We start from the raw sequence: 20,135 nt of genomic DNA, 5'->3' as shown, positions 1-20,135 counted from the left end.
GGGTGATCTTGGTACCAAGCCGAGGCTGCAAGAAGACCAATGGCTGCGGTTTCGATTTGGTGTAAGATACGCCAATGAGTGAAGCCCAACCCCTGTTCGAAGTGCTGCGCCATTCAGCGCGGCCGAATATCGTCGACGCTATCGAGCGGCTCGTCCTTGACGCGCCGGATCGCAAGCTCAACCGAGTAAACGCGCTTGCCTTCGCAGCCGAGCACGGCTTCGACGAAGAGCAGACCATCAACGCCTTCCTGCATGCATCGCGCCTCGGCCTCTTCGAAATCTCGTGGAATGTCCTGTGCCCCGGCTGCGGTGGAGTGCTGGATGCCAATACCTCGCTGAAGACCGTTCAGAGCGACACCTATAGCTGCGCGCTTTGTGCTGCCGGATATGAGCCGACCCTCGACGAGATGGTCGAAGTTACCTTCACCGTCAGCCCGCGCCTGCGTCATATCGAGGCTCACAATCCGCAGGAATTGCCGCCCTTCGAATATTTTCGCCAGATCTATTGGGGCTCGGGCGTCGACCTTCCCGATGAGGATTACGAGGCGACGGTCGACCAATTCATTCTGGAGGCGCTGGAACTGCCTGCCGGGGAAAAGGCTGTCGTATCGCTTCAACTGCCGGCGGAGTACGTCATCATCTTCGAGCCGGTCACGCATGCGGCACTATTCCTGGATGTGAAAGGCGAACCCTCGAAGGAGCGGCAAACTATCTCGCTCGTGTTCGATCGCATGCACAGGCACAGCGAACCGATGACCTTGCGACCCGGCCCCTTGCGCGTTCTGATGGAAAATCACACCGAGGTTCGCACATTGCCATCAATCTGCGTGGCCAACGACGTGCTGCACGGCCTGCTGGGTCAACGGCGTCCATTCCTGACCGCAAAGCGACTGCTCTCGAACCAAACCTTCCGCGACATCCACCGCACGGACACGATCGACGTGGACCAGCGGCTAAAGATCACCAGCCTCACCTTCCTCTTCACCGATCTGCGCGGTTCGACGGCGCTCTATGAGAGGGTCGGCGACCTTGCCGCCTTCGATCTGGTGAGAACCCATTTCACTATCCTGCAAGAGATCGTCGGCGCAGAGGCGGGCGCAGTCGTCAAAACCATCGGCGATGCGGTTATGGCGACGTTTCCAACGCCGGACCGGGCATTGGTCGCCGCCATGCGGATGCGAGAAGCGATGCTCAGCCTTAATCAGGAGCGCGGCAATGACGATCTTCTTCTCAAGATCGGCATCCACGAGGGACCGTGCATCGCGGTCAGCCTGAACGAGCGTCAGGACTATTTCGGGCAGACCGTCAACATCGCTTCTCGTGTGCAGCATCTCGCCAATTCGCACGAAATATTCGCCACCGGCTCAGTACTCGAAAATGCTCGCGCCAGCGAATTGCTGACAACACATGGCTTGAAGCCGCAGTCCCACCACGTATCGCTTCGGGGCATTACGGATGAGATCGATATTTTTGCCATTCCCTGAGGATGGCCGAAGCCGAAGCAGTTCGGCTTGCGTCAGCTCGCGAATCGGCCAGCGTCGGCGCCGTAATAATTGACGTAGCGGTCCGAAATGCTGGCGATTGGCAGGACGATCAACACGTCCGTCGTGTTGAAGGCGTGATCAACGACGGCTGTGGAGCCGACCATGGCGCCGAGGCGCAGATAACCCTTGATCAGCGGCGGCAGCGACATCAGCGCCTTCTTGGAATTGACCGCTTCGACGGGCATCAGATCCATAGTACGGGCAAGCGACGGCAGCGCACCGACGGCCCATTCGTCCTTGGCGATAACATTGTGGTAGAGGAAGGACAGCGCCAGCGCATGCTGCTCCGGACGGATGCCCGGGAATGAGGCGCAACCGAACATGGCGTTCATGCCGTGCTTCAGCGAATACGCCCAATTGCCCTGCCACAGCAGTTCGACCGTGCGCTTGGTGCGGTATTCCGGCAGCACGCAGGAGCGGCCGAGTTCCATGAAGCGCTTTTCAGGATGACGGGCAAGCAGGGCGTCGATGTCGAATTCCGAGGAAGAATAGAAACCGCCATTCGCCATCGCCACGTCCTGGCGCAACAGACGGTAGGTACCGACGATCTGGTCTTCCGAATCACCTTCCAGCGAGCGGTCGAGAACCAGCAGATGGTCGCAGATCGAATCCCAGCTATCGATATCGCGCTGACGACGCATAGCATCGGCCGGCAGTTGCGCATTCATCTCCTCAACGAAGACGCGATAGCGCACCGCCTGGGCAGCATCAATTTCCCGCGCCGTGCGAGCAAGGCGCGTTTCTAGATTTCCGATGCGTCCGAGCACATCGCTGGCAACCGGCTCAACCGTTGCCTTTGAAGACTGAACCATTTCGCCCTGAGCTTCGCGATTCAAAATTTCGATGGACATGGCGACTCCCCCTCTACGGGTTGATATAGCCGCCATAAAGCAAATTCGTGCGACAGGAAAGTGACATGGTGCTTTGCGAAAAGCAAGAACCGTGCCTATTCCACGCACCGAATTTGGATGAAGCCCTTATATCCCAGATGTATCCCAGGGGATACTCTCAAAAGGTGCGAAGCGGCTTTTTACAAAGTTCATCATCGCGCAAGCGGATGTGACCGAGTCACGATTCGCAGACAGGTTTTCAATCTAGAGCGGTTCAGCTTGGAACCGCTCTATCTCTTTGTTTTTTGCAATTCCAGGAAAACCACTGCGCACTTTCCTCGAATTGCTCTAAGCGCGTCCCAAAGCCTGTTTCGACAGGCCTTGTACTTGGGCGATCAAACGCTGGGGATCGACCGGCTTGACGATGACGGCATCGGCCCCGGCAAGCAGCGCCTGGCGACGGATCGCGTCGCGGCTGTCGGCGGTCAGCACGATCACAGGCAGCGGCGAAAGGCCGTACCGGCGCTCCAGCGCCCGCAGTTGCGCGAGCATCGCCGCCCCCTCGCCGCCCGGCATGGTGAGATCGGTGACGACGATATCCGGGCGGTTCTCGCTGTTTTCGGCGCGGGCGAGCAGCCCGCCGAAATCCTCGACGAGGCGGACCCGATGGCCGGCTTTGGCGAGCATGGCGCGCACCAGCATGGCGTTGACGGGATCATCCTCGCCCAAGAGAACGTTGAGGGCGACATCCGCCTCCGTCGTGACGAGACTGAATTCCGGCGGGCTATTCAACACATCGCGCTTTTCCATGCCGCGCATACGGCCGCTCAGCACATCGATCAGCGATTGTTCGCGCAGCGGCCGAATGAGCCAGGCATCGAAGAGATCGAGCGGATGCGTGTTGCGCTCCTCCGGATTGACCAGGAAAATCTTTCTGAGGCCGGACGCGGCAAGTTCGGTCCCTTCCCGGAAATACCATGGCGCCATGCGGTGATCGACGATGAGATCCGTCAGCGGCATGCCTTCATCTTTGAGAACGGACCGCGGCAGGTTTTCCACATCACCGAGACCGATCAGGCGGCAGCAGCCGCCAAGCGTGCGGATGGTGTCGGCAATCGCCGTGCTTGCGGCGCCTTCCGGCGCCAGCAGCAGGACGCGGGAGCCTTCGAGCAGCTCGCTGCGCCTGACCTCTTCGCTCTCCCCGACGACTGAAATCGGGAAACGGACGGTAAATTCGCTCCCCTCATCCTTCGCGCTGGAAACGCTCAAGGCGCCGCCGAACTCACGCAGGATGCGGGCGGAGATGGCAAGCCCCAGGCCTGTGCCGGCGCTTCTGTCCAGCATGCTGCCCGCCTGTTCAAACTCGCCGAAGATGCGTGCCTGTTCCTCGTCGGTCATTCCCGGGCCGCTATCCCTGACGGATATCACCAGCTCGCCACCATCGAGCCCGGCGCGGATCAGGACGCCGCCCGTCTGCGTGAACTTCACGGCATTGCCGATGACATTGAACAATACCTGGCGGAGGCGGGCGGGATCGAACTCCATGGTTTCGGGAACATTCGCTGCGACGGTGGCGGCGATCTCGATACCCTTTTCGTGGGCGCGGTGGGCGAGCATCTCGACAACGCCTTCCAGCAGCGGCCGCAGATGTTCGGCGCGCGGCCGGAGCTGGAAGCGGCCGACTTCGATCGTCGAGAAATCCAGCAGGTCTTCGACGAGCTGCACCAGGGCGTTGCCGGATTGGCGGATGCCGGTCAGGTAATTGGCCTGCTCCAGGGTCAGCGGTGTCTGGGCGAGCAGGTGGTTCATGCCGAGAATTCCCGACAGAGGCGTGCGGATCTCATGGCTGACGGTGGCAAGTAGCCGTGATTTGGCGGCGCTGTTATATTCCGCTTTCAGCCGTGCCTCCTCGCGGAGACGGGCGGCCTGCCGCTCCTCAGTGACGTCGCGTGCGACACTCTGGATTCTCAACTGTCCGCTGGCGGGATCGCGGAACATGATGTCGTGCCAGGCGAAGATGCGCGGTCCTTCCGGCGTGGTAATCTCGGCGTCCTGACGCTGCGAAGCTGTGGCAGCGCGGAAAGCAAGACCCGCCTCCTCCAACGTCAAACCCTCCGGGTTCGACTTGCCGATCAGTTTGCGGAAGGTGGCATTGCCATGAATGATGCGGCGTTCGATGTCGCGGGTCACGGTGATATCGCCGAGCGCATCGTGGATGGTGGCGAGCAGGCTGGTGCTTTCGTTGCTTTCCCAGAGGCGGTCGTGCTCGTGTTCGCTGAGCGTCGGCGTATCGGCCACGATCTTGCGGGCAGCATTTCTCTTGCGGAAGACATCGGCCGCAACGATCGCCAGCGCTATCAGGCATAGCAAAGCAGCAAGCGCCAGCGGACCGCCGGCATAGCCGACCGACAGGAACGCCACGCCGGCGATCAGGCCGCCGCCATTCAACCAATGGCGCTGCAACCATTGGGGAAACGCAGGGTGCGGCGCGTCCGGAATATTAGCCGGCGAAATCTCAATGGGATCGGCGGCACTAAGAGGCACGTCTTCTACCGGCCGTTCGCGCGGCGCGGCGTGGTCGTCGTCAATGGCGGCGACAAGCTTTTCCTGCAGGTTTGCCAGAGTGCTCATGTTGTCTTACTAACATGCGCACTCTTCCCGTTGCCTTCAGGGATTCGTTAGAATTTTACGCTTTGGCCTTTTTTGGCAGAAGCAGCTCATCCAGAATGACGCAGCCCGCTCCGACGGTAATGAAACTGTCCGCAAGATTGAAAACGGCAAAAGACCACGTTTCCGTATGGAAGAGAATGTAATCGATCACATGGCCGTAGAGGAACCGATCGATCAGGTTGCCGAGCGCGCCGGCGATGATCAACGCAAAGCCGAGATGGGCAAGCCAGCGATGATTGGGCGTCCGCCGCCAGAGCCAGAGAACGAAAACGACGATGACGAGCCGCATCCCGACGATGAACCAGCCGTCCATGCCCGAGAGCATTGAGAAGGCGACGCCGAAATTATAGGTACGGTAAAGCGCCAGCATCGGAATGACCGGCACCAGCTCCTGCAAAGGCAGCCAGTTATCAACCATGATCTTGACCGCCTGGTCGATAATGACAGCGGCCACAATGAAAATCAGGATCGGCAAAGGCCGGGAAAACAATGCGGGTTTTACGGGCGCCTGTTCGTTTATCTCGCTGTCGGTCATCGCGTCTCGCTGAGGGTCAGAAGATGGCGGCGGGCTTCGAACAGCATCACCGCCGTCGCCACCGCCAGGTTAAGGCTGTCGGCGCGGCCGGCCTGCGGGATGCGGGCGAGCGCATCGGCCTCCTTCGCCAGGGCATCCGGCAAGCCGGACTGTTCATTGCCCATCAACAGGACGACGGGCTTTTTCTTGTAGTCGATCGTGCGGTAGTCGACGGCGCCGGCCAGATGGGTGGCGACGACGGAAACGCCGGCCGCCTTCTTCCAGGCCAGAAACTCCTCCGGCGTTGCTTTGACGACGGGAACGGCGAAGACCGAGCCCATGGTAGCCCTGACGGTTTCCAGCGAAAACGGGTCCGTCGTCTCGCCGACGAGAATGACGCCTGCGGCACCAGCCGCATCGGCGGTGCGGATGATGGTGCCGAGATTGCCGGGGTCACGCACGCGGTCGAGCGCCACCCAGGTCTCGCCGGCCTTCGGCTTGACGTCGCGGAGCTGTCGCCAGCGCTGATCGAATATGCCGACCACCATCTGCGGATTGTCGCGGCGGGTGATGGAGGCGATGACCTTTTCGCTGACTTCGAGCACCAGCCCACCGGCAGCAACGGTTTTTGCGGCTACCTGCTCGACCAGCGGCTTGCCTTTGGCGGCCTTGGCGTAGACCAGGGTGCGAATGGTCCAGCCGAGCTCCAGGGCGTCGATCACCAGCTTCAAGCCTTCCGCCAGGAAAGCGCCGCTCTCCTCACGCGACTTTTTGTTGGTCAGCGCCTTGATGTCCTTGATGATCGGATTGGCAAGCGAGGTGACCTCCTTGACATGTCCGACCTTGCGAGGGCCGTCGTTGCGGAAATCATGGTTCATTTCGGCACCCAGCGGCTAAAGAGAGATGTGGAGAGTGCCCGGCCCGGCGTCTTGCCGTCGAGGCCAGCCTCACGGATCACCAGTTCGCCGGATTCGACGACACCACCGGCGCCCCGCATGGTTTCGCGCATCAGCTCATGGATCGAATAGAAGCTGGCGCGGATAGAATAGGCTGTCAGCACCAGGCCAAGCGCCTTCGGCGACAGGATCTCGCGGCAGATATCTAGCATGGACGGCAGGTGCTCGAAGAGGTGCCAGACCTCGCCATTCGGGCCGCGGCCGAATTTCGGCGGGTCGGTGAGGATGATGTCGTATTTGTTGCCGCGCCGTTCCTCGCGCAGGATGAATTTCATGGCGTCTTCGCAGATCCAGCGGATCGGCAGTTTTTCCATGCGGCCGAGCGCCTGGTTTTCCCGCGCCCAGCCTATCGCCTTCTTCGAGGCGTCGACATGGGTGATTTCGGCGCCGGCGGCTGCGGCGACCAGGGAGGCGACACCGGTATAGCCGAAGAGGTTCAGCACCTTCAGCGGCCGCTTTGCGGCTTCGACCTGCTCCTTCATCCAGGCCCAGTGCACGATCTGCTCCGGGAAGACGCCGACATGGCGGAAGGCAGTGAAGCGGCCGAGAAAATCGACGCCGAGCAATTGCAAGGGCCAGGTCTCGCCGAGCGCTTCGCGCGGAAACCGCCAGCGACCCATACCATCCTCATCGGTGTCGCCGGTGAAGATCGCATCGGCATTGTCCCAGACATGTGCGGCGAGCGATGGCTGCCACAGCGCCTGCGCCTCCGGCCGGACGATGCGATAGGAACCATATTGCTCGAGCTTCAGCCCGTTACCGCTGTCGATCAGGTGAAAATCGCCTGCGCCTAGCGATTCGAGGATGACGGGCACGCGTTCTGCGGGACGCTCGCCGGTTCGCGCGATTAATAGGCGTTCGGCCGTGACCGCGGCAGACGCCTCGGCTCGGGGCTCCGACATCCGCTCGCGCGCGACCGGCGGAGATTTCGGGCCGGCATCCCGTGCGGGCTTTGCCGGCGGCTTACCGGTCTTGAACGGCGCGTCACGCCTGACATCCCTTTGGGGCTTTGTGCCGGGGCCGCCCGCGGGTTTCGAACCGGGCCGGCGTTCCTTCTGTTTCACCATGCTTGTCTCAAAATTGATATGTGCGTGCAAATAGCATCTGGCCGCCACTTGGCAAAGCGCTTTCCGATCTGCGATTATCCCCGGATGAAATGCCAGATCGGGAGGGTTGCGCATGGATATGACCGGTGAAGAACGGATTGCCGCGCCGCGGGACGTCGTGTGGGCCGCCCTGAACGACCCCGATATTCTCAAGCAATGCATTCCAGGCTGCCAGAGCCTGGAGAAGATTTCGCCGACCGAACTGACGGCAACGGTGAAATTAAAGATCGGCCCGGTCTCCGCCTCCTTCAACGGCGAAGTGACGCTCTCCAACATCAATGCGCCGGAAAGCTACACGATCTTCGGTGAAGGGAAGGGCGGCATTGCCGGTTTTGCCAAGGGCGGGGCCGATGTCACACTCAAAGAGGACGGCGGCGATACGATCCTGCATTATGAGGCCAAGGCCCAGGTCGGCGGCAAAATCGCCCAACTCGGCTCGCGGTTGGTCGATTCCAGCGCCAAGAAACTGGCGCAGCAGTTCTTCGCCGATTTCACCGCCGCCCTCAATGGCCAAGCCAGCGCTTGATTGCGATCGTCATCCGACCCGCAGCAGACTGCCATGACGTCAAAATCAGATCTTTGGACCATCCGGCCGGCACAGGAGGAAGATACGGACGTTCTCTCCGATATCTATCTCCGTGTGCGTCGTATGACATTTCTCTGGGTGGATCCCGGCAAATTCCAAAGTGAGGATTTCGCCGGCCATACACGCGGCGAGCGCGTCTTCGTCTGCGAGGATCGAAACGGGACCATCGCCGGCTTCATGACGCTTTGGGAACCGGATGATTTCATCCACATGCTCTACATCCTTCCCGCGTTCCAGGGTCTTGGCGCCGGCAAGGCGCTGCTGGCGGCGCTGCCGGAATGGCCCAGCCGACGCTATCGCCTTAAATGCCTCGTGAAGAATACGCGCGCCATCGCTTTTTACCGCGGCCTTGGCTTTACAATCATCGGCGACGGCTCATCGCCGGAGGGCGACTACAAGGACATGCAGCTCGGCACGAACTAGACGATTATTTCGCTGGAAGCTGGCCGGCGATCTGTTCGGCCCGGTTGCGGTGCTTGTCGGCTTCCGCCTGCCAGCGCACGGCCTCGCGCGACTGGCTACGGGCAAGCTTGCGGTGTTTGCCCTGATTGAACCAGGTGACCGCCGCACCGACCAACATGCCGATAATCAGCGTCACAAACAGCAACACGAATAGCGGCGCGCTCAGCGACAGCACCTGATCCTCCGGCCTGAACGGATTGAGCGCCAACGTGACGGACTGGCGGTTTGCGACGCAGAAGATGATGAGGATAATGCCGAGCGGCAGCAATATCAGCAGGTTGATGATCTTCTTGGTCATTGCGAACGCTCCTTTGTCCAGGCGCATCCGTGCCATGCACTCCTATCGCCTATAGCCGCAGAGAATAAGAAAGACCGGGCCGAGTTCAAGTGCCACCCGGTCGCGGCACATTCATGTCTACGGGGACATTCGCGAAGAGTATCGGCTAAAAACGACGATTAATTGTCGTCTTCTTCGTCGCCGGCGCCCGGATTCAGGCGCTCGCGCAGCTCTTTGCCCGTCTTGAAGAAGGGAACCCATTTTTCCTCGACGAACACCGTATCGCCCGTACGCGGGTTGCGACCGGAGCGCGAGGGGCGGTTCTTGACGGAAAATGCGCCGAAGCCGCGTAGTTCCACGCGATTTCCCGCAGCAAGGGCATCGGTGATCTCGTCGAGGACAGCGTTGACGATATTTTCGACATCGCGGTGGTAGAGATGCGGGTTACGTGCCGCCACAATCTGCACCAATTCCGACTTAATCACGGTTGCCCCCTTAAATCATTGATTTATCAATTGCCTGCACCCTGCCAAACAGAAAGCAGGCCGTCAAGAAACAACTTCTCTGTCATAATTTTCTGGAGATCCTCTCCCTTCACAAAATCATCATAACCGAGACGATTTAGCAACCAGGAAGCGGCGCTCGGCCAAAAGAAGAATGAGGTTTTCTCCTGCGCCTTCCAGTCGACGATCGGCAAATCCTTTTTGACCTTGCGCGTGTCGAGATAGGCACGGATTTCGTCCTCGCCGCCGAGCGTGTCGACGAGCTTGTTCTGCAGCGCCTGGCGGCCCGTGAAGATGCTGCCGTCCGCGAGCTTCAAGACCTGATCGCGCGGCAACTTGCGGCGGTCGGCGACGAGATCGACGAACCAGCCATAGCTGTCCATGACCATGTTGCGGATCATGGCCTTGGCCTCTTCGCTCGCCGGATGAAACGGCGACGGCTCGGCCTTCAGCGGCGCCGACTTGATCTCGTCCAGCGAGAGGCCGAGCTTGTCGAGCAGGTCTTTCGCCTGCGGATACTGGAAGATGACGCCGATCGAGCCGGTGATCGACGTGTCACCGGCGACGATGTCGTCACCCGCCGTGGCGATCATATAGCCCGCAGACGCCGCAACGGTACGGATATCGGAGACCACGGGCTTCTTTGCGGCAACGGCACGAATGGCCTTGAAGATGCGCTCGCCGCCATAGGTCGTGCCGCCGGTCGATGAAATCGAGACGATCAGCGCCTTCACCTGGTCGTTGTCCTGAATCTTCTTCAGCCGCTCCAGAAGCTCGGTGTCATCCTGGATAAGCCCTGCGATTTTGACGCGGGCGATCTGCGGGCCGCTTATGGCGGGCAATTCGCCCGCACTGAAGCTATAAAGCGCAAAGCCGAGCGCCACCAGGAGAAGAACGGCAATGACGCGCCAAAAGCCAAGCTTGCGGCGCAATTGCCGCCGATCTGCGATTGCAGAACTGTCCATAACGCCTTATCTCTCCCTTTGTCATAAATTGGATACACGACGAACCGGATATACCAACATCTTGAAACGGGCATAATCCTTCGCGAAAATCAATTTTCGAGATTGTGTTCCAGGCTTTCCATGCAGCGCTTCGTCAGATAGGGCGATAACCGATCGGACGAAACCGCCGCATATTATATTTTTTGCTAAAATTGCTTGTTGCAGAAAAAAATCCATATTGGCAAGCCAATGCAATAATGCGAAACGATCTGCCAGGCTTGTTGGCACAGTCTGTGCATGACTCGAACGTGGTTTTCCGGATCAGAGAAGACGGACCTGTTGCATGCTCAATACTATCGAGACTTCCGGTCGCGCGATCGGCTCCGAGCTGGAAAGAAACGCGTATAAGGACGCGACCTTTCATTCTGCGCGCGTGAGACGACTGAAGATCTTGCTTCCTTTGGCCGCCTTTATCGTCTCGTTGATCTTCATCGCGGTTTCGATCGTGCGCGCCTATCTGCCCGAAAACATCCAGATCGAAGGCGCAAGGATCGAGGACGGCAAGGTCGTGATGGAGCGTCCTGCCATTGCCGGCCGCAACAAGGATGGCATCAATTATTCCATGCTCGCCGAAAAGGCGCTGCAGGATATCAAGAACCCCAATATGATTACGCTCAAGACCATCAAGGCCTCCATGCCGGTCAACAACCAGGTGATCGCGCATGTGACGGCCCAGAGCGCGGATTTCGACCGCCAGGCGGACACGCTGAAGCTCACCGCACCCTTTACCATTCTGATGGACAACGGCTTGCGTGCCGAATTCAGGACAGCGTTTCTCGACGTGAAGAAGGGCGACCTCTCCAGCCAGGATCAGGTTGCAATCTACAGAGGGGGCATGTCGGTTGTTGCACAGTCGCTCAAGATGACGGATAAGGGGAGCGTAATCGAATTCGACGGGCAGGTTCAGATGCATATCGAACCAGCCGCACTCCATAATTCAGCTAGCGAACAACAGCCGGGCGGTTCATGACAAACGATTGGCGATTTTCTCTTTTCAACTCTGGCCTGCGTAAGGCCACGCTTCTCTGCGCCTTCAGCGCGCTTGCAATTTTCGCGGCGACCGAAGCCGGCGCTCAGGCGACGACGAGCAACATGCCCGGCTTGAAGCTTTCCAAGGATCAGCCGATCCAGATCGAAAGCGACAAGCTGGAGATCCATGATGCCGAAAGCCAGGCGGTGTTTACCGGCAACGTCAAGGTTGTCCAGGGCACCACGACGATGCAGGCCGGCAAGATGACGGTCTTCTACAAGAAGAAGCAGCCCGCCGACGCCAATGCCAAGCCGGCGACGGAAAATCCGGTCGCAACCGCCGCCAAGCAGCAAAATCAGTCGCTGGTCTCGGGCGACGCCGACATCGACCACATTCTGGTCACCGACAAAGTCTACCTCGTTTCGGGCACGCAGACGGCGACGGCGGATGACGGCTCCTTCGACATGGCCAACCAGCTTGCCGTTCTCAAGGGCCAGAAGGTCGTGCTGACCGACGGGCCGAACGTATTCACCGGCTGTCAGCTCACTGTGCATATGGCCACGGGTGAAGCTCAACTGGATGCCTGCGGTGGCCGCGTCCAAATCCAGCTCGATCCGAAGTCGCAGCAAGTGCAGCAGCAACAGCAGAAAAAGAACTGATCCCGGTCTTCTCGTGACGATATCGACCACACCCACCTTGCCCGGCGCGTCCGGATCGAGCACTGCGGCATCCGGCACGCCGACCGCGGACAAAGCGCGTTATCAGGGCACCCTGATTGCGCGCGGCCTCACCAAGACCTACCGTACGCGGCGCGTCGTCAACGGCGTCTCGCTGGTCGTGCGGCGCGGCGAGGCCGTCGGCCTGCTCGGGCCGAACGGCGCCGGCAAGACGACATGTTTCTACATGATCACCGGACTGGTGCCGGTCGATGAAGGCACGATCGAGATCGACGGCAATAATGTCACCTCGATGCCAATGTATCGCCGCGCTCGCCTTGGCGTCGGCTATCTGCCGCAGGAGGCCTCGATCTTTCGTGGCCTTACGGTGGAAGAGAACATCCGCGCCGTTCTCGAAGTCCATGAAAAGGACAAGAAGAAGCGGGAGCGGAAGATCGACGAACTGCTCGAGGAATTCCACATCCGCAATCTGCGCACGGTGCCGGCGATCGCCCTCTCCGGCGGCGAGCGGCGGCGTCTGGAAATTGCCCGCGCACTGGCGACCGACCCTACCTTCATGCTGCTCGACGAGCCCTTTGCCGGTGTCGATCCGATCTCGGTCGCCGACATTCAGAATCTCGTGCATCATCTGACGGCGCGCGGTATCGGTGTGCTGATCACCGACCACAACGTCCGCGAGACGCTGGGCCTGATCGATCGCGCCTATATCATCCATGCCGGCGAAGTGCTGACGCATGGCAGAGCCAACGACATCGTCAGCAATCCGGAAGTGCGTAAGCTCTATCTGGGTGACAATTTCAGCCTTTAAAAAGCTGCGGTTGAACCGGGGCGTTCCCCTGCCTTACCACAGGGCGTAGCGCTCCGGAAATTCACCATCCCGCCACAGTTCCGCTTGACCAAACCCAATAAAAAAGCAATTTTTGGGCCAGTTGGAAATTTGCGGATTTTTCATAGTGAAGAACGCGGATTCCCAAAGAGAGGAAGGGGAGTTTCGCGTCCGCCATGGCATTATCGGCCAATCTTTTCCTGCGCCAAAGCCAAAGCCTGGTGATGACACCGCAACTGATGCAATCCATCCAGTTGCTGCAGATGACGCATTTTGAGCTCACCCAATTCATCGCCCAGGAAGTCGAGAAAAATCCGCTGCTCGAATTTACGTCAAATGACGACGATATAGGCAGCAACGGCGACCGCGAGACGAAGGACGAAAGGTTCGATGCCGCGGATGACAGCCATGGTGATGATGACCGCAACAGCGGCGATCTCGCCAGCGACTGGTACGAGAGCGAAAATACCGGCCACGCCGACCGACTGAACGACGAACTCGACACCAATTTCAGCAATGTCTTTCCCGACGATGGCGGCCCGCAGCGCGCGGATGCGCCGGAACTGCTCAGCCAGTGGAAATCCATGCCTGGCGGCGAAGCCGGCGAAAGCTACGATCTCGATGATTTCGTTGCCGGCCAGATTTCGCTGCGCGACCACTTGAACGAACAGATTCCCTTTTCCCTGCCCAGCATGGCCGACCGGCTGATTGCCCAGCATCTCGTCGAACAACTCGACGATGCCGGCTATCTGCAGGCCGATTTGAACGAAACTGCGGAGCGCCTCGGCGCCAGCGTTGCGGATATCGAGCGCGTGCTCGGCGACTTGCAATTGCTCGATCCTCCCGGCGTCTTTGCCCGTTCTCTCAGCGAGTGTCTGGCGATCCAGCTTCGCCAAAAGGATCGTTTCGATCCGGCCATGGAACGGCTGATCCAGAACCTCGAACTTCTCGCCCGGCGCGATTTCGCGACGTTAAAGCGGCTCTGCGGTGTCGACGAGGAAGATCTGCTCGACATGATGGCGGAGATCCGTCAGTTGAACCCGAAGCCGGGCAGCGGCTTCGAGCCCGGCATATCCGAGGCGATCATGCCCGATATCGTGGTGCGCCCGTCCTCCGACGGAAGCTGGCTGGTGGAGCTCAATCCGGATACGTTGCCGCGCGTCCTGGTCAGCCAATCCTATTTTGCGTCCGTCTCCAAGACGAGCCAGGATCACGCGTTCCTGTCGGAATGCCTGCAGAACGCCAATTGGCTGACACGCAGCCTCGATCAGCGCACCAAGACGATCATGAAGGTCGCGAGCGAGATCGTCCGGCAGCAGGATGCCTTCCTCGTGCACGGCGTCGATCATCTGCGGCCGCTCAATCTGAAGACCGTGGCGGACGCCATCAAGATGCATGAGTCGACCGTCAGCCGCGTGACTTCGAATAAATACATGCTGACGCCGCGCGGCCTGTTCGAGCTCAAATATTTCTTCACCGTCTCGATCAGCGCCGTCGAGGGCGGCGACAGCCATTCAGCCGAGGCGGTTCGTCACAAGATCCGCGTGCTGATCTCGCACGAGAGCCCGGACGCGGTGCTATCCGACGACGACATCGTCGATACGCTGAAAAAGGGCGGCATCGAGATCGCTCGCCGTACGGTTGCAAAATACCGCGAGGCGATGAACATCCCTTCTTCGGTGCAACGCCGCCGGGAGAAGCGCGCACTGGCAAAAGTAGCCAGCTTTTAGCAATTGCCCGGCCTCAACCGCAGACTGCGAATGCTCTAACAAATCCTTAAGATTCAGTTGACTTTCCGCTGGGACGGGGCTAGAAGCCCGCCGCAATCGGTGCAGGACATCACTGCCATGACTTATCCCCACCATCCCCAGGGCGCCTGACAAACGCAATTTGTCTTTGACTGCGTGAAGTGCTTGGATGAGCTTGAGGCTTGGCGTAAACTGGCGCGCCCAATAACCGCTACAAGAAGGGAAACTCCATGAGTGTGCGTGTCTCCGGGAAACATATGGAAATTGGCGACTCCTTCCGCCAACGGATTGAAGACCAGATCGGTATGGCCGTGACGAAATACTTCGACGGGGGGTATTCAGGCCAAGTGACGGTACAGAAATCCAGTTCCCGCTTCGCAGCCGATTGCAAACTTCATCTCGATAGTGGCGTTGTCTTGCATGCCGCCGGAGAGGCGATGGATCCGCAATTGGCGTTCGACGCAGCGTCCGAGCGCATCGAAAAGCGCCTGCGCCGCTACAAGCGCAAGCTCAAGGATCACCAGGCCGGCAACCACACCAATGGCCTCGCTGAAGTCGCCTATACCGTCATGGACGGTGTTCCGGACGACGAAGACGAGGTCCCTGCCGATTTCGCGCCGGCGATTGTCGCCGAAAGCACGAAACAGCTAAAGACCATGTCGGTCGCGACCGCCGTGATGGCGCTCGACATGACCGACGAGCCGCTGCTGCTTTTCCGCAGCCCCGGCAAGGAACATCTGAATATCGTTTACCGTCGCCAGGACGGCAACATTGGCTGGATCGACGCAGCCAATATCAAGGGCTGAGAAAAGAAGATGAGCGACGGCCCCGCGCTGTATCAGCCGGCCGCCGCTCCTCCGTCATCGGATCTCGGCGACACGAAGGATAAAGAGAATGGCATTGGCAGATTTGCTGCACCAAGATGCGATCATCCCCGCCTTGAGGGCAAATTCCAAAAAACAACTGCTTCAGGAACTGGCAGCCAAAGCCTCCAAATTGACCGGACTGCCCGAGCGCGAGATTTTCGACGTCGTGCTGCAGCGGGAGCGCCTCGGCTCCACCGGCGTCGGCAACGGCATTGCGATTCCGCATGGCAAGCTCACCAGCATCAAATCCATCATCGGTATTTTCGCGCGCCTGGAAGCGCCGGTCGATTTTGAGGCGCTGGACGACCAGCCCGTCGACCTCGTCTTCCTGCTGCTCGCCCCGGAAGGCGCCGGCGCCGACCATCTGAAGGCGCTGTCGCGCATTGCCCGCGTGCTGCGCGACCAGGATCTTGTCGCCAAGCTGCGCGCGACCGAATCCGCCTCGGCGATCTACGCCTTCCTCAACGAGGAGCAGGCGTCCAACGCGGCCTGACGGACCGACGCCGATTCAAACGCTGACAAAAAAGAGCCGGATGACGAGGTCATCCGGCTCTTCTTTTTTGCACATGATTGAAGATCAGGCGTCTTTTTCGTCGAACGGGCTGTTGGCGCCCGGTTCGGAAATCTCGGCAACCTTCGGGCCACCCTTGGCAACGCCGACCATGGCCGGGCGTAGAACACGCTCCCCGATGACGAAGCCGGCCTGCACCACCTGCACGACCGTATTGTTCGGCACTTCGGTGTTCGGCACTTCGAACATCGCCTGATGGAAGTTGGGATCGAACTTCTGGCCGACCGGCTCGATCTGGCGGACGCCGTGGCGCTCCAAGGCCGACAGCATGGAGCGCTCCGTCATCTCCACGCCTTCGATCAGCGTCTTCAGGCCGGCATCGGCCTCAGTGCGGGCTTCCGCCGGAATGGCTTCCAGCGTGCGGCGCAGATTGTCCGCTACGGCCAGCATATCGCGGGCGAAGCTGGCGACGGAATAGGACTTGGCGTCCTTGACGTCGCGCTCGGTGCGACGGCGTAGGTTGTCCATCTCGGCGGCAAGGCGCAGATAGCGGTCGCGAAGATCGCTATTTTCGGCCTTAAGCAGCTCGACCGGATCCGGCTGCGCAGGCTGGGCCACATCCGCGGTTTCTGCAGCCTCTTGCGCAAAGCCCGCGGGATTGTCAGTCGCCGTGGCGTCAGGTCCGGTCTTCGTTGTTTCGTCGGTCATGACGGTCTCCGAATTGCTTTGTCTTTTGAATGTGCCCGATATCGAGGTTTGGCCGGAAAAAATCAAGGCTTTGTCGTCAAGAACCCGCATTTCCCGGCAATCCGGCATATCTGCCCGAATACCAATCGGGTGAAAAAGCCTCCTCCGTTGAGGCTTCTACTATCGAAGACCCTTTCCGGGTATAGTCGGGGCCGTTTCAACACGACATGAGGTGCATCCATGTCCAGCCAGTCTCATTCGGGCAAATGTTTCTGCGGCGCAGTGGAAATCGCGGTCAGTGGCGAGCCAGTGGCGATGGGTTATTGCCATTGCGATTCCTGCCGCGAGTGGTCAGCCGGGCCGGTCAACGCCTTTTCGCTCTGGCCGCCGGAAGCCGTGCATGTCACCAAGGGGGCCGATCACATCGGCAACTATCAGAGAAGCGAAACGAGTCTGCGCAAATGGTGCAAGATTTGCGGTGGCCATCTGTTGACCGAGCATCCCTTGTGGGGCGTGACCGATGTCTATGCCGCCATCATTCCAACCCTCGATTTTCAGCCGATGCTTCATGTCAATTACGAGAACACCGTGCTGCACCTGAGGGACGGCCTACCGAAGCAAAAGGACATGCCGGCGGAAATGGGCGGATCAGGAACCCTGCTCCCCGACTAAAACGACCTTTAGGCATTCAAAGGCCGCCCGCTCTGCGGAGAGCTTTAGTCACATCCCTGGCCGCGACAGCCTGGAAATCAGTTGGGCGGTATAGTCCACCATTGGCACGATGCGGGCATAATTCAGCCGCGTCGGGCCAATGACGCCGACGGCCCCGACGATACGGTCGTCGTCGTCGCGATAGGGCGCGACGATCAGCGAGGAGCCGGAGAGCGAAAAGAGCTTGTTTTCCGATCCGATGAAGATGCGCACGCCCGGCCCGCTTTCGGCCAGGTTGAGGATCTCGATCAGGCTGTCCTTCTTTTCGAGGTCGTCGAATAAAAGGCGCAGGCGATCCAGATCTTCGGCACCGCCCACCTCGGCCAACAGATTGGCGCGGCCGCGCACGATGAGCTGCGTCGGTTTGCCGTCATCCCCGTCGCCGGACCAGACGGCGATTCCACGCTCCACGAGCTCGCGCGAGAGAATATCGAGTTCCTGGCGCACACTCTCTTTCAAGGTCTGCAATTGACGACGCAGCTCCGGCAGCGTCTGGCCGGTCATGTGGGCATTGAGGAAATTCGCCGCTTCTGTGAGCTGCGAAGAGGTAACGCCAGCCGGCAATTCGATGATGCGGTTTTCCACCTGGTCATGATCGCCGACGAGCACAGCCAGCGCCTTGGTCGGCTCCAGGCGGATGAACTCGACATGCTTCAGCACCGGATCGCTCTTCGAGGTGATCACCAGTCCGGCGCCGCGCGAGATACCCGAAAGCATGCGGCTCGCCTCGGTCATGACCGATTCCATCGGCTGATCGCGATTGCTGCCGCGTACCTGACGGTCGATGGTGGCGCGGTCTTCCGCAGAGAGATCGCCGACCTGCATGAAGGCGTCGACGAAGAAGCGCAAGCCGACCTGCGTCGGCAGGCGCCCGGCGCTGATATGCGGCGAATAGATGAGACCGAGCTCTTCCAGATCGCTCATGACATTGCGCACGGAGGCCGGCGAGAGAGACATGGGCAGCAGGCGCGAGAGATTGCGCGATCCCAGCGGTTCACCATTCTCCAGATAACCTTCGACGATACGGCGGAAGATTTCCTTCGAGCGTTCGTCCAGCGCTGCAATGGCATCCGAAACCGAGGATGTCGTGAACCCCATTTCGCTGTCAAATCCGTTCTGTTGAGCCTTAGTCAAAATATAATCATTCAGTTAGCAATGGCAAAAGGGAAAAACGTCAACGCTGTCGCAACAAGGCCCTCCGGCCTGCTTTTCCTTTGCAAAAGCCGACGGTGGATCGTAGAAGCGGTCAATAAACGTTCAGGAGAGTAGAATGCGGCCTTCAGGCAGAAAAACCGACCAGATGCGTAAAGTGTCATTTGAGCGCAATTTTTCCAAGCATGCGGAAGGCTCGTGCCTGGTCAAATTCGGCGACACGCATGTGCTTTGCACGGCAAGCTTGGAAGAAAAGACGCCGCCATGGCTGCGCAACAGCGGCAAGGGCTGGATCACGGCCGAATACGGCATGTTGCCGCGTGCCACCGGCGAACGCATGAAGCGCGAAGCCGCCTCGGGCAAGCAGGGCGGCCGCACGCAGGAGATCCAGCGCCTCATCGGCCGCTCGCTGCGGGCCGTCGTCGACCTGCAGGCGCTGGGCGAGCGCCAGATCACGCTCGACTGCGACGTCATTCAGGCCGATGGAGGCACCCGCACGGCCTCGATCACCGGCGCCTGGATCGCACTTTACGACTGCCTGAAGTGGATGGAAAGCCGCAATATGATCAAGACGGACCGTGTCCTGAAGGATCACATCGCCGCCGTTTCCTGCGGCATCTTCGCCGGCCAGCCGGTGATCGATCTTGACTATCTCGAGGATTCGTCCGCCGAGACCGACGCCAATTTCGTCATGACCGGCGCCGGCGGCATCGTCGAGATCCAGGGCACGGCCGAAGGCACCCCCTTCAGCGAAGAAGAGTTCACAACCCTGATGCATCTCGCCAAGAACGGCATTGCCGAGTTGGTGGCGCTGCAGAAGCAGGCGATAGCCTGAGGATATTGGAAAATGCGCATCGTGCGGCTTGCTTCTATATCCGCTCTCAAAACTTCTCCTGGCGATGATGGCGGTCGGGACAGGAGACGCGGCGGATACACCTTCGCCCCAACGGGGAGAAGGCCGCGCATAGCGCGGGTTGAGGGGGCATTGCACCGTAAGGCTGTTTGGCAGCTGCACCGCGTATGCCGCACCACCCCCTCATCAGACCCTTCGGGCTACCAACCGGGGGCGAGCCACCTGTCTCGACCCGTCCTGCGGACCCCCGAGTGGAGAAGGTCATGACCCAGCCGCATCTCGAAGGCATCCTCGAAACCGCTCTTTATGCGTACGATCTCGATGCAGCCGAGGCTTTCTATGGCGGCATTCTCGGCCTGCAGAAGATTTCGCGCGGCGGCAACCGTCATGTCTTTTATCGCTGCGGGCCGGGCGTGCTGTTGATCTTCAACAGCGAGGAAACCGTCAAGCCGCATGAATCGGGCGCCCTGCCCGTGCCGCCGCATGGCACGAAAGGGCATGGTCACGTCTGCTTCCATGTCAGCGGCAATGACATCGAAGCCATGGCCCACAAGCTGAAGGCTGCCGGGGTCGATATCGAAGCCGATTTTCACTGGCCGAGTGGCGGCCGCTCGATCTATTTCCGCGATCCGGCCGGCAACAGCCTGGAATGCGCCGAACCCCGCATCTGGGGCCTATGACA

22 protein-coding genes are annotated in these 20,135 nt (G+C 59.8%); 12 read left to right on the top strand and 10 right to left on the bottom strand.

All coding sequences use genetic code 11. From position 1 onward, the window contains the following. Positions 1 to 74 precede the first annotated feature (74 nt). Positions 75 to 1,484, top strand: a complete 1,410-nt coding sequence (locus K290_RS0105835) for an adenylate/guanylate cyclase domain-containing protein (RefSeq protein WP_028751021.1) — start codon at positions 75 to 77, stop codon at positions 1,482 to 1,484. Between the two features lie 32 nt (positions 1,485 to 1,516). On the opposite strand, the gene olsB is transcribed toward K290_RS0105835, so the two are convergent. The 5 genes from olsB to K290_RS0105810 form a co-directional block, all read right to left on the bottom strand. Further along, positions 1,517 to 2,395, bottom strand: a complete 879-nt coding sequence (olsB, locus tag K290_RS0105830) for a l-ornithine N(alpha)-acyltransferase (RefSeq protein ID WP_028751020.1) — start codon at positions 2,393 to 2,395, stop codon at positions 1,517 to 1,519. Between the two features lie 327 nt (positions 2,396 to 2,722). After that, entirely contained in the window at positions 2,723 to 5,005 is a 2,283-nt protein-coding gene (locus K290_RS0105825; protein WP_028751019.1) for a hybrid sensor histidine kinase/response regulator, read from the bottom strand. Between the two features lie 55 nt (positions 5,006 to 5,060). After that, positions 5,061 to 5,579 carry a signal peptidase II gene (gene lspA / locus K290_RS0105820; RefSeq protein ID WP_037135016.1) on the bottom strand — a complete coding sequence of 173 codons (519 nt, stop codon included), beginning with the start codon at positions 5,577 to 5,579 and terminating at the stop codon, positions 5,061 to 5,063. After that, complete coding sequence (locus K290_RS0105815) at positions 5,576 to 6,436, bottom strand: TrmH family RNA methyltransferase (RefSeq protein WP_028751017.1); 861 nt, start codon at positions 6,434 to 6,436, stop codon at positions 5,576 to 5,578. The genes lspA and K290_RS0105815 overlap by 4 nt, the downstream gene beginning before the upstream one ends. Further along, entirely contained in the window at positions 6,433 to 7,581 is a 1,149-nt protein-coding gene (locus K290_RS0105810) for a class I SAM-dependent methyltransferase (RefSeq protein WP_037135013.1), read from the bottom strand. The genes K290_RS0105815 and K290_RS0105810 overlap by 4 nt, the downstream gene beginning before the upstream one ends. Before the next feature lie 112 nt (positions 7,582 to 7,693). Here K290_RS0105810 and K290_RS0105805 point away from each other — a divergent pair, with 112 nt between their 5' ends. Together K290_RS0105805 and K290_RS0105800 are read left to right on the top strand one after the other, a co-directional pair. After that, entirely contained in the window at positions 7,694 to 8,146 is a 453-nt protein-coding gene (locus tag K290_RS0105805) for an SRPBCC family protein (RefSeq protein WP_028751015.1), read from the top strand. Positions 8,147 to 8,179: 33 nt separating this feature from the next. Further along, on the top strand, positions 8,180 to 8,629 hold the full coding sequence (locus tag K290_RS0105800; RefSeq protein WP_028751014.1) for a GNAT family N-acetyltransferase: 450 nt from the start codon (positions 8,180 to 8,182) through the stop codon (positions 8,627 to 8,629). Between the two features lie 4 nt (positions 8,630 to 8,633). Here K290_RS0105800 and K290_RS0105795 read toward each other — a convergent pair whose 3' ends face one another. From K290_RS0105795 to sppA, 3 genes are all read right to left on the bottom strand, one after another. Next, positions 8,634 to 8,966, bottom strand: coding sequence for a LapA family protein (locus K290_RS0105795; RefSeq protein WP_028751013.1), 333 nt, complete (start codon positions 8,964 to 8,966; stop codon positions 8,634 to 8,636). 158 nt (positions 8,967 to 9,124) lie between these two features. After that, the gene (locus K290_RS0105790; RefSeq protein ID WP_004120746.1) at positions 9,125 to 9,430 is read right to left on the bottom strand and encodes an integration host factor subunit beta; all 306 of its coding nucleotides are present in this window, start codon (positions 9,428 to 9,430) and stop codon (positions 9,125 to 9,127) included. 26 nt (positions 9,431 to 9,456) lie between these two features. Next, positions 9,457 to 10,413, bottom strand: a complete 957-nt coding sequence (gene sppA / locus K290_RS0105785; RefSeq protein ID WP_028751012.1) for a signal peptide peptidase SppA — start codon at positions 10,411 to 10,413, stop codon at positions 9,457 to 9,459. A gap of 322 nt (positions 10,414 to 10,735) precedes the next feature. Between sppA and lptC the strand changes: the two genes are divergently transcribed. From lptC to ptsN, 6 genes are all read left to right on the top strand, one after another. Then, positions 10,736 to 11,422 (top strand): LPS export ABC transporter periplasmic protein LptC, encoded by a 687-nt coding sequence (gene lptC, locus K290_RS0105780; RefSeq protein WP_028751011.1) that lies wholly within the window; start codon positions 10,736 to 10,738, stop codon positions 11,420 to 11,422. Continuing rightward, the gene (locus K290_RS0105775) at positions 11,419 to 12,081 is read left to right on the top strand and encodes an LptA/OstA family protein (RefSeq protein ID WP_028751010.1); all 663 of its coding nucleotides are present in this window, start codon (positions 11,419 to 11,421) and stop codon (positions 12,079 to 12,081) included. The genes lptC and K290_RS0105775 overlap by 4 nt, the downstream gene beginning before the upstream one ends. 37 nt (positions 12,082 to 12,118) lie before the next feature. Next, positions 12,119 to 12,907 (top strand): LPS export ABC transporter ATP-binding protein, encoded by a 789-nt coding sequence (gene lptB, locus K290_RS0105770; protein WP_028751009.1) that lies wholly within the window; start codon positions 12,119 to 12,121, stop codon positions 12,905 to 12,907. Between the two features lie 194 nt (positions 12,908 to 13,101). Further along, positions 13,102 to 14,655, top strand: a complete 1,554-nt coding sequence (gene rpoN / locus K290_RS0105760) for an RNA polymerase factor sigma-54 (protein WP_028751008.1) — start codon at positions 13,102 to 13,104, stop codon at positions 14,653 to 14,655. Between the two features lie 248 nt (positions 14,656 to 14,903). Further along, positions 14,904 to 15,479, top strand: a complete 576-nt coding sequence (gene hpf / locus K290_RS0105755; protein WP_028751007.1) for a ribosome hibernation-promoting factor, HPF/YfiA family — start codon at positions 14,904 to 14,906, stop codon at positions 15,477 to 15,479. A gap of 88 nt (positions 15,480 to 15,567) precedes the next feature. Beyond that, positions 15,568 to 16,032 carry a PTS IIA-like nitrogen regulatory protein PtsN gene (gene ptsN / locus K290_RS0105750; protein ID WP_028751006.1) on the top strand — a complete coding sequence of 155 codons (465 nt, stop codon included), beginning with the start codon at positions 15,568 to 15,570 and terminating at the stop codon, positions 16,030 to 16,032. An 84-nt stretch (positions 16,033 to 16,116) separates the two neighbouring features. Here the strand turns inward: ptsN and grpE are convergent, their stop codons facing one another. Then, positions 16,117 to 16,758 carry a nucleotide exchange factor GrpE gene (gene grpE, locus K290_RS0105745; RefSeq protein WP_028751005.1) on the bottom strand — a complete coding sequence of 214 codons (642 nt, stop codon included), beginning with the start codon at positions 16,756 to 16,758 and terminating at the stop codon, positions 16,117 to 16,119. A 219-nt stretch (positions 16,759 to 16,977) separates the two neighbouring features. Between grpE and K290_RS0105740 the strand changes: the two genes are divergently transcribed. Further along, complete coding sequence (locus K290_RS0105740; protein WP_028751004.1) at positions 16,978 to 17,409, top strand: GFA family protein; 432 nt, start codon at positions 16,978 to 16,980, stop codon at positions 17,407 to 17,409. A gap of 48 nt (positions 17,410 to 17,457) precedes the next feature. On the opposite strand, the gene hrcA is transcribed toward K290_RS0105740, so the two are convergent. Then, positions 17,458 to 18,546: a heat-inducible transcriptional repressor HrcA gene (gene hrcA / locus K290_RS0105735; protein ID WP_028751003.1), complete on the bottom strand. Its 1,089-nt coding sequence runs from the start codon at positions 18,544 to 18,546 to the stop codon at positions 17,458 to 17,460. A gap of 172 nt (positions 18,547 to 18,718) precedes the next feature. On the opposite strand from hrcA, the gene rph reads away from it, so the two are divergent. Together rph and K290_RS0105725 are read left to right on the top strand one after the other, a co-directional pair. Then, a complete protein-coding gene (gene rph / locus K290_RS0105730; protein WP_028751002.1) occupies positions 18,719 to 19,435 on the top strand; it encodes a ribonuclease PH in 717 nt (238 codons plus the stop codon). A gap of 281 nt (positions 19,436 to 19,716) precedes the next feature. After that, positions 19,717 to 20,133 (top strand): VOC family protein, encoded by a 417-nt coding sequence (locus K290_RS0105725; RefSeq protein WP_028751001.1) that lies wholly within the window; start codon positions 19,717 to 19,719, stop codon positions 20,131 to 20,133. Positions 20,134 to 20,135 lie beyond the last annotated feature (2 nt).

This window comes from Rhizobium leucaenae USDA 9039, assembly GCF_000426285.1.
In the GTDB taxonomy this organism is placed as follows: Bacteria; Pseudomonadota; Alphaproteobacteria; order Rhizobiales; family Rhizobiaceae; genus Rhizobium; species Rhizobium leucaenae.
The sequence above is the reverse complement of the archived record's forward strand: the minus strand, read 5'-3'. Positions and strand labels throughout refer to the sequence as shown.

Excerpts from the sequence above, each read along its gene's own strand:
- K290_RS0105835 (WP_028751021.1), top strand. The coding sequence starts at position 75 with ATGAGTGAAGCCCAACCCCTGTTCGAAGTGCTGCGCCATTCAGCGCGG.
- olsB (WP_028751020.1), bottom strand. The coding sequence starts at position 2,395 with ATGTCCATCGAAATTTTGAATCGCGAAGCTCAGGGCGAAATGGTTCAG.
- K290_RS0105825 (WP_028751019.1), bottom strand. The coding sequence starts at position 5,005 with ATGAGCACTCTGGCAAACCTGCAGGAAAAGCTTGTCGCCGCCATTGAC.
- lspA (WP_037135016.1), bottom strand. The coding sequence starts at position 5,579 with ATGACCGACAGCGAGATAAACGAACAGGCGCCCGTAAAACCCGCATTG.
- K290_RS0105815 (WP_028751017.1), bottom strand. The coding sequence starts at position 6,436 with ATGAACCATGATTTCCGCAACGACGGCCCTCGCAAGGTCGGACATGTC.
- K290_RS0105810 (WP_037135013.1), bottom strand. The coding sequence starts at position 7,581 with ATGGTGAAACAGAAGGAACGCCGGCCCGGTTCGAAACCCGCGGGCGGC.
- K290_RS0105805 (WP_028751015.1), top strand. The coding sequence starts at position 7,694 with ATGGATATGACCGGTGAAGAACGGATTGCCGCGCCGCGGGACGTCGTG.
- K290_RS0105800 (WP_028751014.1), top strand. The coding sequence starts at position 8,180 with ATGACGTCAAAATCAGATCTTTGGACCATCCGGCCGGCACAGGAGGAA.
- K290_RS0105795 (WP_028751013.1), bottom strand. The coding sequence starts at position 8,966 with ATGACCAAGAAGATCATCAACCTGCTGATATTGCTGCCGCTCGGCATT.
- sppA (WP_028751012.1), bottom strand. The coding sequence starts at position 10,413 with ATGGACAGTTCTGCAATCGCAGATCGGCGGCAATTGCGCCGCAAGCTT.
- lptC (WP_028751011.1), top strand. The coding sequence starts at position 10,736 with ATGCTCAATACTATCGAGACTTCCGGTCGCGCGATCGGCTCCGAGCTG.
- K290_RS0105775 (WP_028751010.1), top strand. The coding sequence starts at position 11,419 with ATGACAAACGATTGGCGATTTTCTCTTTTCAACTCTGGCCTGCGTAAG.
- rpoN (WP_028751008.1), top strand. The coding sequence starts at position 13,102 with ATGGCATTATCGGCCAATCTTTTCCTGCGCCAAAGCCAAAGCCTGGTG.
- hpf (WP_028751007.1), top strand. The coding sequence starts at position 14,904 with ATGAGTGTGCGTGTCTCCGGGAAACATATGGAAATTGGCGACTCCTTC.
- ptsN (WP_028751006.1), top strand. The coding sequence starts at position 15,568 with ATGGCATTGGCAGATTTGCTGCACCAAGATGCGATCATCCCCGCCTTG.
- grpE (WP_028751005.1), bottom strand. The coding sequence starts at position 16,758 with ATGACCGACGAAACAACGAAGACCGGACCTGACGCCACGGCGACTGAC.
- K290_RS0105740 (WP_028751004.1), top strand. The coding sequence starts at position 16,978 with ATGTCCAGCCAGTCTCATTCGGGCAAATGTTTCTGCGGCGCAGTGGAA.
- hrcA (WP_028751003.1), bottom strand. The coding sequence starts at position 18,546 with ATGGGGTTCACGACATCCTCGGTTTCGGATGCCATTGCAGCGCTGGAC.
- rph (WP_028751002.1), top strand. The coding sequence starts at position 18,719 with ATGCGGCCTTCAGGCAGAAAAACCGACCAGATGCGTAAAGTGTCATTT.
- K290_RS0105725 (WP_028751001.1), top strand. The coding sequence starts at position 19,717 with ATGACCCAGCCGCATCTCGAAGGCATCCTCGAAACCGCTCTTTATGCG.